Origin of the sequence: Thiocapsa imhoffii, assembly GCF_016583985.1 — a bacterium.
Lineage (GTDB): Bacteria > Pseudomonadota > Gammaproteobacteria > Chromatiales > Chromatiaceae > Thiocapsa > Thiocapsa imhoffii.
On record NZ_NRSD01000008.1, the window covers coordinates 106249 to 123113 of the forward strand.

17 protein-coding genes are annotated in these 16865 nt (G+C 63.0%); 14 read left to right on the forward strand and 3 right to left on the reverse strand.

Going from position 1 to position 16865, the window contains the following annotated elements; all coding sequences use genetic code 11:
- Positions 1-124 precede the first annotated feature (124 nt).
- Genes CKO25_RS09690 through CKO25_RS09700 form a run of 3 tightly spaced genes read left to right on the forward strand, consistent with a single transcriptional unit; the run spans position 125 to position 3721 of the window.
- Positions 125-1414 carry a paraquat-inducible protein A gene (locus tag CKO25_RS09690; protein WP_200387778.1) on the forward strand — a complete coding sequence of 430 codons (1290 nt, stop codon included), beginning with the start codon at positions 125-127 and terminating at the stop codon, positions 1412-1414.
- The gene (locus CKO25_RS09695) at positions 1362-3047 is read left to right on the forward strand and encodes a PqiB family protein (RefSeq protein ID WP_200387730.1); all 1686 of its coding nucleotides are present in this window, start codon (positions 1362-1364) and stop codon (positions 3045-3047) included. Before CKO25_RS09690 ends, CKO25_RS09695 begins: the two co-directional genes overlap by 53 nt.
- Positions 3044-3721: a PqiC family protein gene (locus CKO25_RS09700; protein WP_200387731.1), complete on the forward strand. Its 678-nt coding sequence runs from the start codon at positions 3044-3046 to the stop codon at positions 3719-3721. The genes CKO25_RS09695 and CKO25_RS09700 overlap by 4 nt, the downstream gene beginning before the upstream one ends.
- Before the next feature lie 138 nt (positions 3722-3859).
- On the opposite strand, the gene CKO25_RS09705 is transcribed toward CKO25_RS09700, so the two are convergent.
- Positions 3860-4162 carry a TusE/DsrC/DsvC family sulfur relay protein gene (locus CKO25_RS09705; RefSeq protein ID WP_200387732.1) on the reverse strand — a complete coding sequence of 101 codons (303 nt, stop codon included), beginning with the start codon at positions 4160-4162 and terminating at the stop codon, positions 3860-3862.
- Positions 4163-4244: 82 nt separating this feature from the next.
- The gene (locus tag CKO25_RS09710) at positions 4245-5024 is read right to left on the reverse strand and encodes a DUF3050 domain-containing protein (RefSeq protein ID WP_200387733.1); all 780 of its coding nucleotides are present in this window, start codon (positions 5022-5024) and stop codon (positions 4245-4247) included.
- A 278-nt stretch (positions 5025-5302) separates the two neighbouring features.
- Between CKO25_RS09710 and CKO25_RS09715 the strand changes: the two genes are divergently transcribed.
- Positions 5303-5977: a sulfite exporter TauE/SafE family protein gene (locus CKO25_RS09715; protein ID WP_200387734.1), complete on the forward strand. Its 675-nt coding sequence runs from the start codon at positions 5303-5305 to the stop codon at positions 5975-5977.
- Between the two features lie 5 nt (positions 5978-5982).
- Positions 5983-6861 (forward strand): sigma 54-interacting transcriptional regulator, encoded by an 879-nt coding sequence (locus CKO25_RS09720; RefSeq protein ID WP_200387735.1) that lies wholly within the window; start codon positions 5983-5985, stop codon positions 6859-6861.
- 60 nt (positions 6862-6921) lie between these two features.
- On the opposite strand, the gene CKO25_RS09725 is transcribed toward CKO25_RS09720, so the two are convergent.
- Positions 6922-7668, reverse strand: coding sequence for a hypothetical protein (locus CKO25_RS09725; protein ID WP_200387736.1), 747 nt, complete (start codon positions 7666-7668; stop codon positions 6922-6924).
- A 370-nt stretch (positions 7669-8038) separates the two neighbouring features.
- Between CKO25_RS09725 and CKO25_RS09730 the strand changes: the two genes are divergently transcribed.
- The 9 genes from CKO25_RS09730 to CKO25_RS09770 all read left to right on the forward strand — a co-directional run bounded on the left by CKO25_RS09730 (position 8039) and on the right by CKO25_RS09770 (position 16858).
- Positions 8039-8926, forward strand: a complete 888-nt coding sequence (locus CKO25_RS09730; protein WP_200387737.1) for a PHP domain-containing protein — start codon at positions 8039-8041, stop codon at positions 8924-8926.
- Between the two features lie 9 nt (positions 8927-8935).
- The gene (locus CKO25_RS09735) at positions 8936-9559 is read left to right on the forward strand and encodes an L-threonylcarbamoyladenylate synthase (protein WP_200387738.1); all 624 of its coding nucleotides are present in this window, start codon (positions 8936-8938) and stop codon (positions 9557-9559) included.
- A 70-nt stretch (positions 9560-9629) separates the two neighbouring features.
- The gene (locus CKO25_RS09740) at positions 9630-10301 is read left to right on the forward strand and encodes a site-2 protease family protein (RefSeq protein ID WP_200387739.1); all 672 of its coding nucleotides are present in this window, start codon (positions 9630-9632) and stop codon (positions 10299-10301) included.
- Positions 10302-10317: 16 nt separating this feature from the next.
- Complete coding sequence (locus CKO25_RS09745; RefSeq protein WP_200387740.1) at positions 10318-11535, forward strand: tryptophan--tRNA ligase; 1218 nt, start codon at positions 10318-10320, stop codon at positions 11533-11535.
- Between the two features lie 125 nt (positions 11536-11660).
- On the forward strand, positions 11661-12482 hold the full coding sequence (locus tag CKO25_RS09750; protein ID WP_200387779.1) for a segregation and condensation protein A: 822 nt from the start codon (positions 11661-11663) through the stop codon (positions 12480-12482).
- Positions 12475-13221 carry an SMC-Scp complex subunit ScpB gene (gene scpB / locus CKO25_RS09755; protein WP_200387741.1) on the forward strand — a complete coding sequence of 249 codons (747 nt, stop codon included), beginning with the start codon at positions 12475-12477 and terminating at the stop codon, positions 13219-13221. The genes CKO25_RS09750 and scpB overlap by 8 nt, the downstream gene beginning before the upstream one ends.
- Before the next feature lie 122 nt (positions 13222-13343).
- Positions 13344-14249, forward strand: a complete 906-nt coding sequence (gene rluB, locus CKO25_RS09760) for a 23S rRNA pseudouridine(2605) synthase RluB (protein ID WP_200387742.1) — start codon at positions 13344-13346, stop codon at positions 14247-14249.
- 120 nt (positions 14250-14369) lie between these two features.
- On the forward strand, positions 14370-15671 hold the full coding sequence (locus CKO25_RS09765) for an APC family permease (RefSeq protein WP_200387743.1): 1302 nt from the start codon (positions 14370-14372) through the stop codon (positions 15669-15671).
- Positions 15672-15775: 104 nt separating this feature from the next.
- The gene (locus CKO25_RS09770; RefSeq protein WP_200387744.1) at positions 15776-16858 is read left to right on the forward strand and encodes a phosphoglycerate mutase; all 1083 of its coding nucleotides are present in this window, start codon (positions 15776-15778) and stop codon (positions 16856-16858) included.
- The last annotated feature ends 7 nt before the right edge of the window (positions 16859-16865 follow it).

The following is a 16865-nucleotide window of genomic DNA, read 5'->3' on the forward strand; positions in this document are numbered from 1 at the left end:
CGCCTTCATCAAGACGCGAGTTTGATGAGGCCCAAGCGTCTTCAGCGTCACGCCCACGGCGCTCGCTCCCTCGCCGCCGCCGAGGGATGCCTGAGCCCTTGTTCGGACCGCCACGGCGAGGATGATGTCACACACCACCCCCAGCGAATGTCTCGAATGCGGACTCCTGCAGCGGATCCCCCCGTTGCCACCGGGCGGCAAGGCGCTCTGCGTGCGCTGTGACGGGGTCCTGCATCGGGACCGTCCGGACAGTCTCAATCGCACCCTGGCCCTGACGATCGCGGGGATCGTGCTCTTCATCATTGCTAACACCTATCCATTCCTCGCGCTCGAGTTGCAGGGCCAGTCGACACACACCAACCTGATCAGTGGCGCGCTCGATCTCTATCAGGCCGGCGATTGGCCGATTGCGATGGTGGTGTTCTTCACCAGTATCCTCGCTCCGGGGCTGCAGTTGACACTCCTGTCCTTGGTGCTGGTGCCGCTGAGTCTGAAGCGGATGCCGACATGGTTGCCGCGCCTGTTTCGCTGGATGCGGACCCTGGTCCCCTGGGGCATGATGGACGTCTTCATGGTCGGCATCCTGGTCGCCACGGTCAAGCTCGCGAGCATGGCCTCGGTGGTGCCGGGGACGGCGCTGTTCGCCTTGGTGATCCTGATCTTCGTGTTGGCCGCCGCGCAGGCGTCGCTGGATCCCGAGGAGGTGTGGTCCCGGGTGCCGCCGAGCATGCACGGCGTGCGCCCTCTGCAACCGGGAGAGGCGCATCTGACCTGTGATGTTTGTGACCTCGTAGTGCGCCCGAGCGATGCCGTATCGGATGGTCGGCGACTGCGCTGTCCGCGCTGTGCCGATGTCTTGCATCGACGTAAGCCAGAGAGCCTGCAGCGGACCTGGGCCTTCTTGATCGCCGCCGTGATTTGCTATGTCCCGGCGAATCTCCTGCCGATCATGACGGTCACGTCGCTGGGGCAGAGTCAATCGGATACCATCTTCAGTGGCGTGACCTACATGGTGAATGCGGGGATGTGGCCACTGGCGCTCGTGATCTTCACGGCCAGCATCTTTGTTCCCATCCTGAAACTCTGTATTCTCGCGTTCCTGTTGGGATCGGTGCACCGGCGCTCGGCGTGGCGGCCGCGCGAGCGGACGCGGTTGTACCGAATCGTCGAGGCCATCGGACGCTGGTCGATGGTCGATGTCTATGTCGTTGCCATCCTGGTGGCACTGGTGCGATTGGGAAATCTGGCGAGCGTCCAGGCTGAACCCGGTGCGATCTTCTTTTGTGCGGTGGTGGTACTCACCATGCTTGCTGCCATGTCGTTTGATCCCAGATTGATCTGGGACGCAATGGAGCAGAACCATGTCGGAAATCGACGGCGAGCGGATTCAGTCGTCATCCGCGGCGCTCCCTGAGGAACTGCCGCAGGCCGTTGTCGGCCGTCGCAGTGGCTTCTCGCTGGTCTGGCTGATTCCGCTGATTGCCTTGGCGATCGGCGTCTGGTTAGCGGCAAAGACGATCGCCGAGCGGGGGCCGGTGGTCAAGATCGAGCTGCGCAACGCCTCTGGTCTGCAGGCCGGCAAGACGAAGGTGAAATTCAAGGACGTGGAGATCGGTCAGGTGACCAGCATCGACGTCAGTCTGGATCTGCAGACGGTCATCGTGACCGCGGAGTTAAAACACGGCTCCGAGGAATATCTGACCGAAGGAACCGAATTCTGGGTCGAGCGGCCGCGGGTGACCGCAAGCGGCGTCTCGGGGCTCGAGACCCTGCTGTCCGGAGCCTACATCGCGATTGACCCGATACGCAAAGGGCCTGAGAAGCGGTCATTCGTCGCACTCGATGAGCCTCCTCTCTTCACCACCTCTGAACCGGGTTCCCGATATCTCCTGCGCTCACCCACCTTAGGTTCGTTGAATCGGGGATCACCCGTCTATTATCGCCAAATCCAGGTGGGTCAAGTGGCGGGATACACCTTGGACCCGGATGGCCAGGGCGTCAGTGTCGATCTCTTCGTCTTTGCTCCGCACGATCGCCTGGTCTCGACGAGCACGCGGTTCTGGAATGCCAGTGGATTCGATGTCTCGCTCAGCGCGGATGGGATCAAGATGGATACCCAGTCGCTGATCTCGGTTCTGATCGGCGGCGTTGCCTTCGACAATCTCGAGACCCTGGAAGCGACCCATGAGAAACCGGGGCCGGAGCATGTGTTTCCGCTCTATCGCAATCGTGAGGAGGCCCATGAAAAGATCTATCTCAACAAGGAACATTATTTGCTGTTCTTCGATGGGTCGGTGCGGGGACTGACGATCGGCGCACCCGTGATGCTGCGTGGAATCACCGTCGGCCAGGTGCTCGACATTCAGCTCCAGCTCGATCTTGATGCGCTCAAATTCCAGATCCCGGTCCTGATCGAGGTCGAACCGGAGCGGATCAATCTCAGAGGCGATCGTGAACTTCTCAACGAACGTGGGATCGTCGAGCAATTGGTCGCGAAAGGGTTACGCGGTCAGTTGAAAACCGGGAGCCTGCTGACCGGGCAGCTCTATGTCGAACTTGATATTCATGACAGCGAACCGCCGGATCGACTCACGCAGGTCGCCGGTCATCTGGTGCTGCCCACCATGCCGGGCTCGTTGGAGGCCATCACCGGGAAGGTGACGACCGTGCTCGATCGTCTTGAAGCCTTCCCGATCGAGCAGATCGGGAAGGAGCTGACCACGACCCTCTCCGGGGTGAGTGAGATCGTCAACTCGCAGTCACTGCGCCAGAGTGTCGAGGAGCTGGATCGGACCCTCGTCGAGGTCCATGCCCTGGTCGCGCGGCTCAATACCGACATCGCCCCAGAACTCGCCATGTCGCTCCAGCAGACTTCCGAAACCCTGCAAGGACTGCGGCGGATGATCGAGGAGGGTTCGCCGATCTCGGTCGAATTGCGCCGTGCCCTGAGTGAGGTCACCGGTGCCGCGCGGTCACTGCGGGTCCTGAGTGACTATTTGGAACGCCATCCAGAGGCCCTGCTCCGGGGCAAGGGGGGAGGTCGATGAAATCCGCTGTTCGTATTCGTAGTGCCCGGTTCGCGATTGCGGCCGTCGGCGTGCTGACTCTGTTGATCGGGTGTGCAACGTCACCGCCTTCGAGTTTCTACACACTCACGGCGATGTCCGCGATGGGTGATACGGGAGGTCCTCCGAGTCCATCGTTCAGCGTGGGACTCGGACCCGTCAGTTTTCCTCAGTTTCTTGATCGGCCGCAGATTGTCCGCCGGGATGCGGGAAATCGTCTGGAGATCGATGAATTCCACCGTTGGGGTGGGACCATCCAAGATGATTTTCTGCGGGTCTGGATCGAGAACATGAGCGAGCTGTTGGGGACGACGCGTGTCTTCGCCTTCCCGAACGACGTTCGTTATCCACTGGACTTTCGCGTCCTCGTCGATGTCCTTGCGTTCGAGGGCACAGGCGATGATCACGCGTTGTTGCGGGTGCGCTGGATCGTGCTGGCCCACCAAACGGAGGAGATTCTCCTCGTTGAAGACACCGGATATCGGCGGCAGTTGGCCGAGCCTCGGGACGAAGGGGCGTTGATCGCCGCCATGAGCGCGGTGTTGGCCGATTTCAGCCGTGATGTCGCCGCGACCTTAACGCGACTTCCCATTCCACCGGAGCCGTCGCGGGAACCCTCCTCAGAGTTACGGCCATCGCTGTTGCCGAGACTCTAGAGACTCGGGCTCTTGGGCGCTTGAATCATCCGCACGACCTAGGATGGATCAACTTCCGGAGCGGATCAATTTGAAGAGCGCGGCGCGTGTCCGGTTGGGATGCCGTGGCACGCGCTCATGTGGCCTAATCCCGGACCCTTAAACGCAGCCGGTTGGCTTGGGCAGACCGCCCCACTTACAGATCAGTTTCATCGGTCCTTTCTTGAAGATGTCGTACAGCTCCTTGGTCGAGACCTTTTGCTTCTTGGCGAAAATCCGGATCGGTGGCACCACCCCGTCCTCGTCATACATGGCCCGAGCGTCGCGCAAGAACCCCATCACCTGGTCAGTCATTTCGAAATCGTCGGATTTCGCCAATTCGATCGCGACTTCCTCGCTCCAATCGTCCCGGTTGAGCAGAAATCCTTCGTTATCGAGTTCGAGTCCGAGTACGGCTGACATGGGGCAAGGCTCCTGGTCTGATGTGTCAAGTTGTCCTTTAGATGGCGACAACTCGTCATGAAACAAGTTGGATCACGGGTGGTTAGCGAGCGCGAGCGGCTTGGATGGCCTCAAGCACACCATCCCAAAAGCGGATGCGCGCGCACAGCGCCTCTTCGGCGGCCGTCTCGGCCTCTTCCAGCCGAACCGGGTCATCACCGCAGAGTTCGTCGAGTAGTCGCAGGGACAAGGGCCCATGAAAGTCCTCGTCGAGATGGATGTGACGATTGAGATAGTAATGGAAGATCGGTGCTTCAGTGGGGCTGACCCCGCTCTGTTCGAGGAACTGCCGGAACATCATGGGAATCAATTTCTCGCGTCCGAGCGCGAGCGCGGCCGCCACCAGATGGGGCTTCTGCTCGCGGATGAAGCAGAAGGTCGTCTCGGTGAAATAGCGCGCGGGGAGCGGAACCATCGACGAATAGAGGGCCTGATCGATCCCCTGTTCGGCAACCAACGCTAAGAACCGCTTGGGCATGTCCCCGTCGGCTCCGATCTCGTTCATGGCACGGCAGTAGAGTTCGAAATGACTGCCGTACTCGATGGTCCCATCAGCGCCGGGTGCGGTGTCGGATTCTTCCTCGCACACCAATTGGTTGATGAAGTATCGAACGCTGGCATCGCCCTCGGGCATCCAGGGGACGCACACCGGTGCAATCCGCGCTTGCAGCGTCTTGATCAGCGACATGAAATCCCAAACCGAGAACACGTGGTGGCTCATGAAGATCCGAAGATCCTCGATGCGCTCAATGGCGCCGTAGATCGGATGGTCGTTGAGCTGTTCCTGCAGCGGTCGAATGTGGTCCAGGTTCAGTGATGCCATGGGTCGCCTCCTCGCGATTTCAGTTTTTCAGTGGATACTGAAGTGAGAATATAAGGTGTTGAACCGCGAAATCTCCAGTGTCCGGGAGACTGCCGTCCGACAAATGTCATCGTGATGGCCGCGGATCCAGGATAGCGTGATCTGGCGCGCCGCGACGCCTGCCGGGCGGTGATCCGTACTAAAGAATCCGCGGCCAGTGCCACCCGCGCGCCTGCTGGCCCCTGAGGGCCGGGCTGGGATGTCGGTTCGCAGAGTGGAGTGAGTCACAGGCAATCTCGATGGGTCCAGCGCATGCCTTGGCCTTCCTGGTCGGTCTGCTCAGTGCCGTGCATTGTCTCGGCATGTGCACGGGAGTCGTTGGCGCGCTGAGCTACTCATTGCCGGCAACGATGCGCCAACGACCGCGGCGTTTGGTGACGATGGTGTTGGCCTTCAACCTTGGGCGGATCGGCAGCTATACGCTCGCCGGAGCCCTGTGGGGAAGCCTTGGGGTCATCCTGTTGCTCACCGGGGCACATCCCTGGTTCTTCGGGACCATGCGCTGGGTGGCGGCGATGATCATGGTGGGAATCGGCCTGCACGTTGCGGGCTGGTTTCCGCGCTTCGCCCTGATCGAGCGCGTTGGCGGCCCCTTGTGGGCGCGCTTGGAACCACTCGGGCGGCGCCTGCTACCGGTCAGAACGTTACCCCGCGCGATGCTCTTGGGTATGATCTGGGGTTGGTTGCCCTGCGGTTTGGTTTACAGCATGCTCCTCAGTACCCCGGTCCATACGGGGATTCTGGCCAGCGCACTCTACATGGGTTGCTTTGGGGCGGGGACGCTGCCGACACTCGCGGCCGCTGGCGTCTTCGCGGGGCGTCTCTATCGCGTCGGGCAAGATCGACGGTTTCAGGCCGTTGCGGGTGTCGGTGTGATCCTGCTCGCCCTCATGACCTTGTTGTTTGAGATCTGAAGCTGATGAAGAATCTGATTGGCGACTCGCCAGCCATGCGGCGGCTTCGCAATACCCTGCCCCTGGTCGCCGCGGCGCAGGTCGGGGTGCTGCTGCGGGGTGAACCTGGTACGGGGAAGGAGTCGCTGGCACGCGCCATCCACGCCGCGAGCGCGCAGCGCAGTGGACCTTTCGTGACCTTTGCCTGCACGGGCGCCCCGCCCGAGGCGTTCGCGCGAACGCTTGGGCAACTCCCGAGTGGGCCAGCCGTGCTCTATCTCGATGAGGTTGGTGAACTGAACGCGGAAGAGCAGGCGCGCCTGCTCTTCGCGATTGCCGGCCAGGATGGCGCGGTTGCACCGGCACCGCTGCGCATCATCGCCGCGACCTCGCAAGACCTCGACGGATTGGTGCGGCAGGGACGCTTTCGACGCGATCTCGATCTGCGGCTCTGCGTCGTGCCGCTCGAGGTGCCACCCTTGCGCGAACGATTGCTCGATCTGCCGGCCTTGACCGCGCAGTTCATCGCGCAGGCCGCGCAGCGTCATCGCCTCGAGCCGGTGCGCTTGAAACCAAGTGCCGAACGCTTACTGCGTCGCTATCTCTGGCCTGGCAATCTGCGCGAACTGGCGAATCTGTGCGAGCGGCTGGTGATTCTGCTGCCGGGCACCGAGATTGGCCCCGAGAATCTCCCGAGTGAGATCTTGCGCGGGACACCACCGAGCGAACAAGCACTGGGAATCGCACTGCCACCGCACGGCATCGATCTCAACGATTTGGAGGCGGAACTCATTCGTCAAGCACTCTCACTGTCCGGGGGCAACAAGAGCCGGGCGGCACGGTTGCTCGGGCTGACACGCGATACGCTCTTGTATCGACTGCAAAAGCACTTGATCGTCGGTTAGTCGCATCTGCTGTGGGAGCCCCCTCGGGATGCCGCGGGCGAGCGGTGGGATCCCCTGTCATCAGTGCAGACGTTGGTTATGGCACCAGCGTTCGTAATACTCCTGCACCAAGGCGCTCACCTTGGGCGGGTAGGGTCGGGCCTCCATCTCGCCCATCGCCTCGCGAAAGAAGGCTGGCGCCTGCTCTGGGATGTCGGACTCGATGGCCGCGAAGGCGTCCCGCATCAGGTCAGGCTGGTGCGCGCGGGTTGCCACGATCCCGCGATGAAGCAGCAGCATGGCCCAAGGCTCGGTTGGATTCGTCGGGTCCAGATCTTGCGTGTGATCGTTGCTCATTCCCGCGGCGATCTCCGTCATCAGCATGATGAGTTCGGCGAGATCTTCCGGTGCTTGGACGTGATCGGCGAGCGTGACCAACGCGCTGACGACCATTGAGGGATCAGCCAATTCGGCGCCGCGTCGCAGCAGCCAGCAACTGAAAGGGATGCTGAGGAACTCGAGCGATCTCGCGGGCTCGGTGAGTCCGAGGCGCTGGGCGCTCAGCACCAACATACCGAGGAGTTCGAGACCATGCGCGAGGAGCGCATCGGGTTCGGCGCCGGTGACTCGGCGCAGATCCTCTCCCCTCTGATGTGGAAGCTCCGCGTCGCTTGCCCGCAGGGTATCGATCAGTGCGAGGAATCCCTGGATCAGTGTTTGCGGCGCAGGCTCAATCAGGACCCTTGACTCCTCACAGGCCCGGACCATGTCCTCACCGGCGTGGGTGAGTGTATCGGCAATGTCGCTGAGGTCGACTGTCGGGAGCATGGCTGAAGTCCTCCTGGTGTGAGGCAAACGGCCAACGTTGACCTGGTTGTCGCCTTGGTGGCCTGGAGTGCCGTCGTCAGTTGGAGTAGTTGTAAGTTGAGAGGTTGACCGTCACACTCTGCGATGGACAATCTGAAGATCCCCGCGCATGCCGGCACGTCGGAGTTTGTCCGCCGCAGTGTCAATCCACCCTATCGATGTCACTCAGCGGCATCGTGCCGCTTCGGATGGCCGCGTGGGGCAACCGATCGTGCGGTGTTGACTCCGGTCGTTCTCAAGACCGCATTCGAAGACATTACTCTATCAGCTCGCCTGATGTGCGTCTTCAATCACACTCACGTCCTGACGCGGGATGCACTAGACTCGGACCATGACGCAGACTCCTGATCTCCATACGCATTCGACCGCATCGGACGGGACCCTCACGCCCGACGCGCTGATCCGGCGTGCCGCGCGGGCGGGAGTCGAGGTGATCGCCCTGACCGATCACGACACCACGGCCGGGTGGGCCGAGGCCGAGGCCGCCGCGCATGAGCTTGGAATTCGTCTGATTGCTGGCGTGGAGATTTCGGTCAGTTGGCGGGGACGGACCCTTCATATCCTCGGACTCAATCTTGATCCACGGGAACCGCAACTCTGCGCGGGCTTGAGCGAGCTGGTGGACTACCGCGACTGGCGTGCGGAGGAGATCGGGCGGCGACTGGCGAAACAGGGAATCCCGGGGGCCTATGAGGGAGCTAAGACCTTCTCGAACGGGCGGCTCATCGGACGCACCCACTTCGCGCGCTACCTGGTTGCGCAAGGCCATGCACGGGATTTGCGGGATGTCTTCAATCGCTTCTTGGTCAGTGGTAAGCCCGGTCATGTCAGTGGGGAATGGACATCGCTCGAGTCCGCGACGCGCTGGATCCGGGGCGCGGGTGGACGGGCGGTGATTGCTCATCCGGCACGCTACAAGCTCACCCGCAGCCGGCTGCTGACGCTGATCGGGGAGTTTCGCGAGTGCGGCGGTGTCGGGCTCGAGGTCGTCTCGGGGAGTCACGGGCGCGACGAGGTCTTAACGTTCGGCGCGCTCACGCGGGAACTTGGACTCTACGCCTCGGCGGGGTCGGACTTCCATGGCCCGGACAATCCCTGGTTCGACCTCGGCCGGTTGCCGGCGTTGCCCGCTGGATGCGTGCCCATCTGGGAGCACTGGCACCCCCCCCTCGCCGAGGACGCGGATCGGGCGCGCACCCGTCGACTGGCGCGGGCCTGAGCGAACGCCATGGCGCAGTTCTTTCAAATCCACCCCGCCAATCCGCAAGCGCGTCTGATCCGGCGCTCGGCGGAGATCCTGCTCGCGGGCGGCGTCATTCTCTACCCCACGGATTCATCCTATGCCCTAGGATGCCAAATCGGTGAGAAGGCGGCGATGGAGCGCATTCGCCGCATTCGTCAATTGGACGACAAACATCATTTTACCCTGGTGTGTCGCGATCTCTCCGAGATCACGACCTACGCGAAGATCGACAATCAAGCCTTTCGTCTGCTCAAGAGCCTGACCCCGGGTCCTTACACCTTCATTCACGAGGCCACCAAACAGGTGCCGCGCCGCCTACTGCATCCCAAGCGCAAGGCGATCGGGATCCGCGTTCCCGACCACGAGATCTGTCGCGCCTTGCTCAGCGAGTTGGATCAGCCGGTGTTGAGCTCGACCTTGATTCTGCCCGGCGATACCGAACCCCTGACGGATCCCGAGGACATGCGCGAGCGACTCGACAAATTCGTCGATCTGGTCATCGATGGGGGGTTTTGCGGCTTGGAGCCGACGACCGTGGTCGACATGACCAGCGAGCCGCCGAGTATTCTCCGGGTGGGCAAGGGCGCAACGACCCTATTCGAGGGATGAGCGTCCAGGACCAGGGGCTGCCGTCAGCGATCCCCCCAATCAGGCCGCGCGTTCAGTCTATAATGCGGCGATGGAAGCACTGAACCCCTTTCAACTGCTCGCCGTCCTCATCATTCCCGTGCTCTTCGCGATCACGGTGCACGAGGCCGCGCACGGCTGGGTGGCAAGCCGCCTGGGCGATCAGACGGCGCTGATGCTCGGGCGGGTCACCTTCAACCCGATCAAGCACGTCGACCTGGTCGGAACCCTGATCGTCCCGCTCGCGACCTTCTTTCTCGTCGGGTTTCTGTTCGGATGGGCGAAGCCGGTTCCGGTCGATTGGCGTCGTCTGCGTCATCCGCGGCGCGATATGGCGCTGGTCGCGATCGCGGGTCCCGGGGCAAATCTGCTGATGGCCCTCTTCTGGGGCGTGATGGTCAAGCTCGGGGTCCTGCTGCTGCCGGTCAGTCAGTGGATCGCCCTCCCAATGATCTACATGGGCGCCGCGGGAATTCTCATCAATGTTTTCCTGATGGTCTTAAATCTGCTTCCGCTCCTGCCGCTCGATGGCGGTCGAGTGGTGAACGCCGTGCTGCCGCCGCGCGTCGCGCTGCAGTACTCTCGGCTCGAGCCCTTTGGTCTGATCATCCTGCTGCTCTTGCTCATCTCGGGCCTGCTCGGTGCCATCTTGATTCCACTCGTGATCGAGGCGGTCAACCTGCTGCCGGGATCGGCGATCGTTCGGGAACTGTTCTTCGTCTGACACGAGGTCCCACACTTTGAATTCCGTTTCCGCTCACCACTCGCGGGTCCTGTCCGGGATGCGCCCGACCGGTCGGCTGCATCTTGGACACTATCATGGGGTCCTGAAGAACTGGCTCGAACTCCAGCATGAGTACGAATGCTTCTTCTTCGTGGCCGATTGGCATGCCCTGACGACGCATTATGATGATCCATCGATCATCCCAACGAGCAGTCGCGACATGGTGATCGATTGGCTTGCGGCGGGGATCAATCCGGGAGAGGCGACCCTGTTCGTGCAATCACAGGTGCCCGCTCACGCCGAGTTGCATCTGTTGCTCTCCATGATCACGCCACTGGGGTGGCTGGAACGCGTCCCGAGCTACAAGGACCAACAGGAGCGACTCAAGGAGCGGGATCTCGCGACCTATGGCTTTCTCGGGTATCCGCTGCTGCAAAGCGCTGACATCCTCATCTACAAATCGGGACAGGTCCCGGTTGGCGAGGATCAAGTCGCCCATGTCGAACTGACGCGCGAGGTCGCACGGCGCTTCAATCACATCTATGGGCGCGAGCCCGGCTTCGAGGACAAGGCGGAAGAGGCCAAGCGCAAGATGGGGAAGAAGAACGCCAAGCTCTTCGATCGCTTGCGTCGCAGTTACCAGGAGCAGGGCGATCAGGAGGCGTTACAGGTGGCGCAGGCACTGTTGGAGAGTCAGGCCAATATCACCCTCGCCGATCGCGAGCGTCTGCTCGGATATCTCGAAGGTGGTGGACGCATCATCCTGCCCGAGCCCATGCCGTTGCTGACGAAAGATTCAAAAATGCCGGGGCTCGATGGACAAAAGATGTCGAAGTCCTATGGCAATACCATCGCCCTGCGCGATGAGCCTGGGGATGTCGAAAAGGCGCTGCGCACCATGCCGACCGATCCCGCGCGGGTGCGCCGCTCCGATCCGGGGGATCCCGAAAAATGTCCGGTTTGGCAATTTCATTTGGTCTATTCGAATGACTCCTTGCGGGACTGGGTGCAACAGGGTTGTCGGTCCGCCGGCATCGGGTGCCTGGATTGCAAGCAGCCGGTGATCGATGCGGTACTCGCCGAACTCATGCCGTTGCAGCAACGGGCGAAGGAGTACGCCGCCCAGCCCGAACTGGTGCGAAACATCATCAACGAGGGTTGTGAACGGGCTCGTGATGTCGCGAACGAGACCCTCGAGGAGGTCCGTCACGCCATGTCGCTGGTGATGAACTAAGCACGAGCGTGCACGACGCAGGCGTTCGCGGCATCAGCGCGGGAGGACCAGCGACGACCAAGCAGGTCGCCGCGGATGCGTGCGTGCCCGGGTTCGACGGGGCGAGCCCGGGAGGGGCTGCCGCGATGTGCCCCGAGGTGGAGGGCAGCGAGCCGCCGCTCGCCGTTGTGCGCGGGCTGCCCTATCTGACCCTGCCGGTTGATCTTTACATTCCACCCGATGCCCTCGAGGTCTTTCTCGACGCCTTCGAGGGTCCACTGGACCTGTTACTGTATCTGATCAAACGCCAGAATCTCGACATCCTCGACATCCCGATCGCCGCGATCACCGCGCAATATATGGAGTATGTCGAACTCATGACCGAACTGCGGCTCGAATTGGCCGCCGACTATTTGGTGATGGCGGCCCTGTTGGCCGAGATCAAATCCAGGATGCTGCTCCCCCGCGTGTGCCTGGAGGAGGACGATGGCGTTGATCCCCGAGCTGAATTGGTGCGACGCCTGCAAGAATACGAACGCTTCAAACAGGCCGCGCAGGAACTCGACGCACTGCCACGACTTGAGCGCGATGTGTTCGCGACCGCGGTCGCGGTGCCGCCTGGCCATGTGCGGAGGATTCCACCCGATGTCGATCTGTGCGAACTGTTGCGCGCCATGCGTGAGATCCTCGCGCGCGCCGATCATTTCGCGTCTCATCGCATCGAGCGTGAGTCCTTGTCGATTCGCGAGCGGATGTCTTGGATCCTGGAACGCCTCGGCCATGGCGAGTTCCACGGCTTCACGGACCTGCTTGATCCGGCTGAGGGTCGGGCCGGTGTGGTGGTGAGTTTTCTCGCTATCCTCGAATTGGTCAAGGCGGAGCTACTGGAATTGGTCCAATCCGAGCCCTTCGCGCCGATTCACACGCGGCTGCGCGAGGCCCGCCCGAGCGAGTGGGCGGATGCCTGAACCAGGACTGAAGCAGATCGTCGAGGCGGCCTTGGTCGCGGCGGGCGGACCCTTGACGCTGGAGCGATTGCGGGCAATGTTCCAGGAGCAGGAGTGCCCGACGCCCGAGGACCTGCAGGCGGTGATCGTCGCCCTGCAGTCGGATTATGCCGAACGTGGTCTGGAGATCGTGGAGGTGGCCAGCGGTTGGCGCGTGCAAGTGAGCGCCGCGGTGGCACCGTGGGTGGCGCGGTTGTGGGAGGAGCGCCCGCCGCGCTACTCGCGCGCACTGCTCGAGACCCTGTCGCTGATCGCCTATCGCCAGCCGATCACCCGGGGGGAAATCGAAGCGATCCGCGGCGTTGCCGTGAGTACCCAGATCGTGAAGACGCTGAGCGAGCGTGAATGGATTCGCATCGTTGGCTATCGCGAGGTTCCGGGTCGACCCGCGCTCTATGCCACGACGCGACACTTTCTCGACTACTTTGGGTTGCGTTCGCTCAATGACCTGCCGACCTTATCCGAACTGCGAGATCCTGATGTTCGACTCGATGACGAGTCGGTGCTGGCATGGTCAGGGCTCGAGCAGGAGGTGGCTGGCGAACAGCAGCGAGTGGCTCGGAGCGAGGATCCGAAGACGGAGGGGAGCGCCACGCCAGCGACCAACAGCGTGCCGCCGGGAGCCCTGGACGCTGCCACTGAGGCGACACGACTCGAACATTCCACCCACAAGCAGGGTGCGCCGGATCCCGACTCCTGAGTCGGTCGGCTGTGAGCGGTCGCATACGACCAACCACGAAGCCGACCCTCGGCACCTATCCGTGGCAGTCTGGCCCGCCCCGACCTGGTGGTCCGCCACCTCAACATCACGAGGTCTTCTCAATGAAGCGCATTCTCCGCCCGCCGCGGTCCTCTCCCGCAACCGAAGAACCCATCCGACTGCAGAAGGTCCTCGCCGATGCCGGTCTGGCATCACGACGCACGGTCGAACACTGGATCAGCGAAGGGCGGGTTCGGGTCAATGGCCAACTGGCGAAACTGGGAGATCGGGTGACCGCGCAGGACGCGATCCGCATCGATGGTCGCGATGTCAGACTGACCGGGCGTCGCGACCGGGCGCCACAGGTGATCGCCTACCATAAGCCGGAGGGGGAGTTGGTGACGCGCCGTGACCCCGAGGAACGCCCGACCGTGTTTCATCGTTTGCCAAAACCCAAGCAAGGCCGGTGGATCGCGGTCGGTCGACTCGACATCAACACCTCCGGGTTGATCCTCTTCACGACCGACGGTGAATTGGCGAATCGGCTGATGCATCCATCGCAAGAAGTCGAGCGTGAGTATGCGGTGCGGATCCTTGGGGAGGTTGCGCCGGGAACGCTCGAGCGGCTCTTAGCGGGTATCGAACTCGAGGATGGCCGGGCGAAATTCGATGCCATCTCCGAGCGGGGCGGGACCGGGGCGAACCGCTGGTTCCATGTCGTGCTGCGCGAAGGGCGTAATCGTGAGGTGCGGCGCCTGTGGGAGGCGGCCGGTTGCCAGGTCAGTCGGCTGATCCGTGTCCGTTATGGGAACATCGAGCTGGGGCGCCGACTCTATGCGGGGAATTGGCGTCCCTTGAGCGAGGATGAGCACGGCGAGCTGGCACGACTGGTGGGCCTGCCGGCCCCACGCCCGACGCGGACGAGCCAGGCGCATGCACGCACGGGATCGCCGTCGTGGCCGCCGCGGCAGAGCGGCGCGGGCGGTCGCCCAACGGGGCCGAAGTGGGGGCGGCGTGAGTCACGCTGAGACGGGTTCGAGCGCTCCGCATGACCGGGGACGGCAGCGAGCACCCCGCGCGCCTGCTTGGCATGCACCCTGGGCTGGTTTCGGGCCGTCCCGCCATTGCACTCCAGGTGGTCCGGCGGCATGAGTCGGGCGCGCTTCATCGATCAACGCACCGCGATCCTGATCGTGGTGGCCAACATGATCGGCACCGGCGTCTTCACGACGCTTGGACTGCAGGCCGAAGGGGTGCCGGATGGGGCCGCGCTGCTGCTGCTCTGGTTGATTGGTGGTCTGGTTGCCCTCTGTGGCGCGCTCTGTTACGCCGAACTCGCGGCGGCCTTGCCGCGCTCCGGTGGCGAGTATCACTTCCTGTCACGTATCTATCACCCGTTGCTTGGCCAGTTGGCGGGATGGGTGTCGGTCACGGTTGGCTTCGCGGCCCCAGTGGCCTTGGCGGCCATGGCAATGGGGTATTACACGGCCACCGTCCTGCCGGTGTCCCCCATGCTGGTGGGCGTCACCGCGGTCCTGCTGATCACCGCCGCGCACGCCTTCGATGTGCGACTCGGGCGGTTCGTGCAAGTGAGCGCGACCTGGATGAAGGTGGCGATCATTCTGCTCTTCTGCGCGGTGGGCTTGAGCCTGCCGGCAACGCCCGGCAGCCTCCCAACGGTCCCCTCGATGATGACGCTCGAGGCGATCTGGAGTGCGCCCTTCGCCGTCTCCCTCATCTATGTGGCCTATGCCTATTCGGGTTGGAACGCCGCGGCCTATCTGGTCGACGAAGTCCAGGATCCGCGCCGCGCGGTGCCGCGCGCCTTATTGGTGGGCACGGTGATCGTGACACTCCTCTATCTGTTGCTCAATCTGACCTTTCTGCGCAGCATCGACGCGGCGGAGCTGGCGGGACGCGTCGAGGTCGGGGCCCTCTCGGCGGAAACCATCTTTGGTGCCGCGGGTGGACAACAGATGAGTCTGGTGCTGACACTGCTGCTCATTTCGACCATCAGTGCCATGGTCCTCGCTGGGCCACGCGTCCTGGAACGGATCGGCGAGGATCTGCCCTGGCTGCGACCACTGAGCCTGCGCAATCGACGCGGTGCCCCCACCCGCGCGGTGCTGCTGCAGCAGGGCTTGGCGTTGTTAATGATCCTGACGGGGTCGTTCGCGGATGTGCTGAGCTTTGCTGGTTTCACGCTGACCTTGTTCGCCGCCATCACGGTGGCCGGCACCCTGCGGCTGCGCCGGCGAGAACCCGAGCTGCCACGGCCCTTCAGGATTCCTTGGTATCCCTTGCCGCCCATCCTTTTCATCCTCGTCAGTTTCGCCAGTCTGGTCTTCCTGGCGTGGGAGCGCCCCTGGCCGGTGGTCCTGGCCGGTCTCTTCCTGCTCTGTGGATGGCTGCTGGTGCGTGTTGAGCGGCGTCATTCTGCCCGTGAATGAAGGTGCAGCGCCGCCCTCGCGAGTCGCCTCGCACCGGTTCTTCAACCCACGATTCCCGCTGGCGCGAGGGGGTCGGTTCAGTGCGCCTGCCGATGGATAAGACGATGATGGTGACCTTGATTTGTCCTGGATTGTTCGGACCGGTCCCGCTGGATGCGGCGTCATGGCCTCGGGTTCCCAGGCTCGAGCGACTGGTCGCGCGTGCGACCTCCATGCCGAGCGGTGGCCGCGATGCGGCGGCGGTGTGTCTGAACGCATTCGGGTTGCCTGGTGATCCGGCTTGGGAGCGGCCAACCGCGCCCTTTGCCTGCTGGGGCGAGGAGCCGGAGCTTGGTGCTGATGGGTATTGTCTGCATGCCGATCCGGTCCATCTGAAGCCGGATGGCGAGCGTTTGTTGCTGTTCGCGGGTCCCGAATTGGGACTCGATCAGGACGAAGCGAATGCGCTCACGACGGACTTCAATCAGCATTTCGCCGATCAAGGGCTGCTCCTTGAGGCGCCCCATCCGAGTCGTTGGTATCTGCGTTCCGAGCGCTGTCTCGATCTCCAGGCCGCGCCTCTTGAACGACTGCTCGGCGGCGCGGTCCCCCATGATGCCCCAGCCGGCACGGATGCTCGGCGCTGGCGTGCGCTGCTGACCGAGACCCAAATGCTCTTTCACCAACATCCTGTGAACGAGCGGCGTGCGCGTCTGCGGCAGCCTGTGATCAGCGGCATCTGGACCTGGGGCGGTGGTGTACGGCCCGCGCCTCCCGAGGGGGCCGCGCAGGGGAGCATGCCAACGCTGGTGGTGGGGAACCCCCCCTTGATGCGGGGATTGGCGCGGTGGGCGGGTAGCCGCTGGGAGCCGTTGACGCACCGTCCGACATGCGCGCACTGGGATGGTGAGCGGGTGGTGGTGCAATGGGATGCGCTTCAGGACGCGCTCACCGCACGCGACCTCGGCGCGTGGCTGCAGGCGGTCGTGGACCTGAACACCTGGCTTGAGGAACTGGAAACGCCCTTGCGGCAGGGGCGGCTCGCGGCGATCCAGATCGAACCCTGTCTGGAGACGGCCTATCGTGTGGAGCGACGTCATCTCCATCGGTTCTGGCGTCGTTCGGGCTGGTCGGCGCGGCTGTCGCATGCCCGCGCTCACAGCGCGCTGCCAGACGATGAAGAGACTCGCGGGTCGGGGCCGGGATGAGTCACCT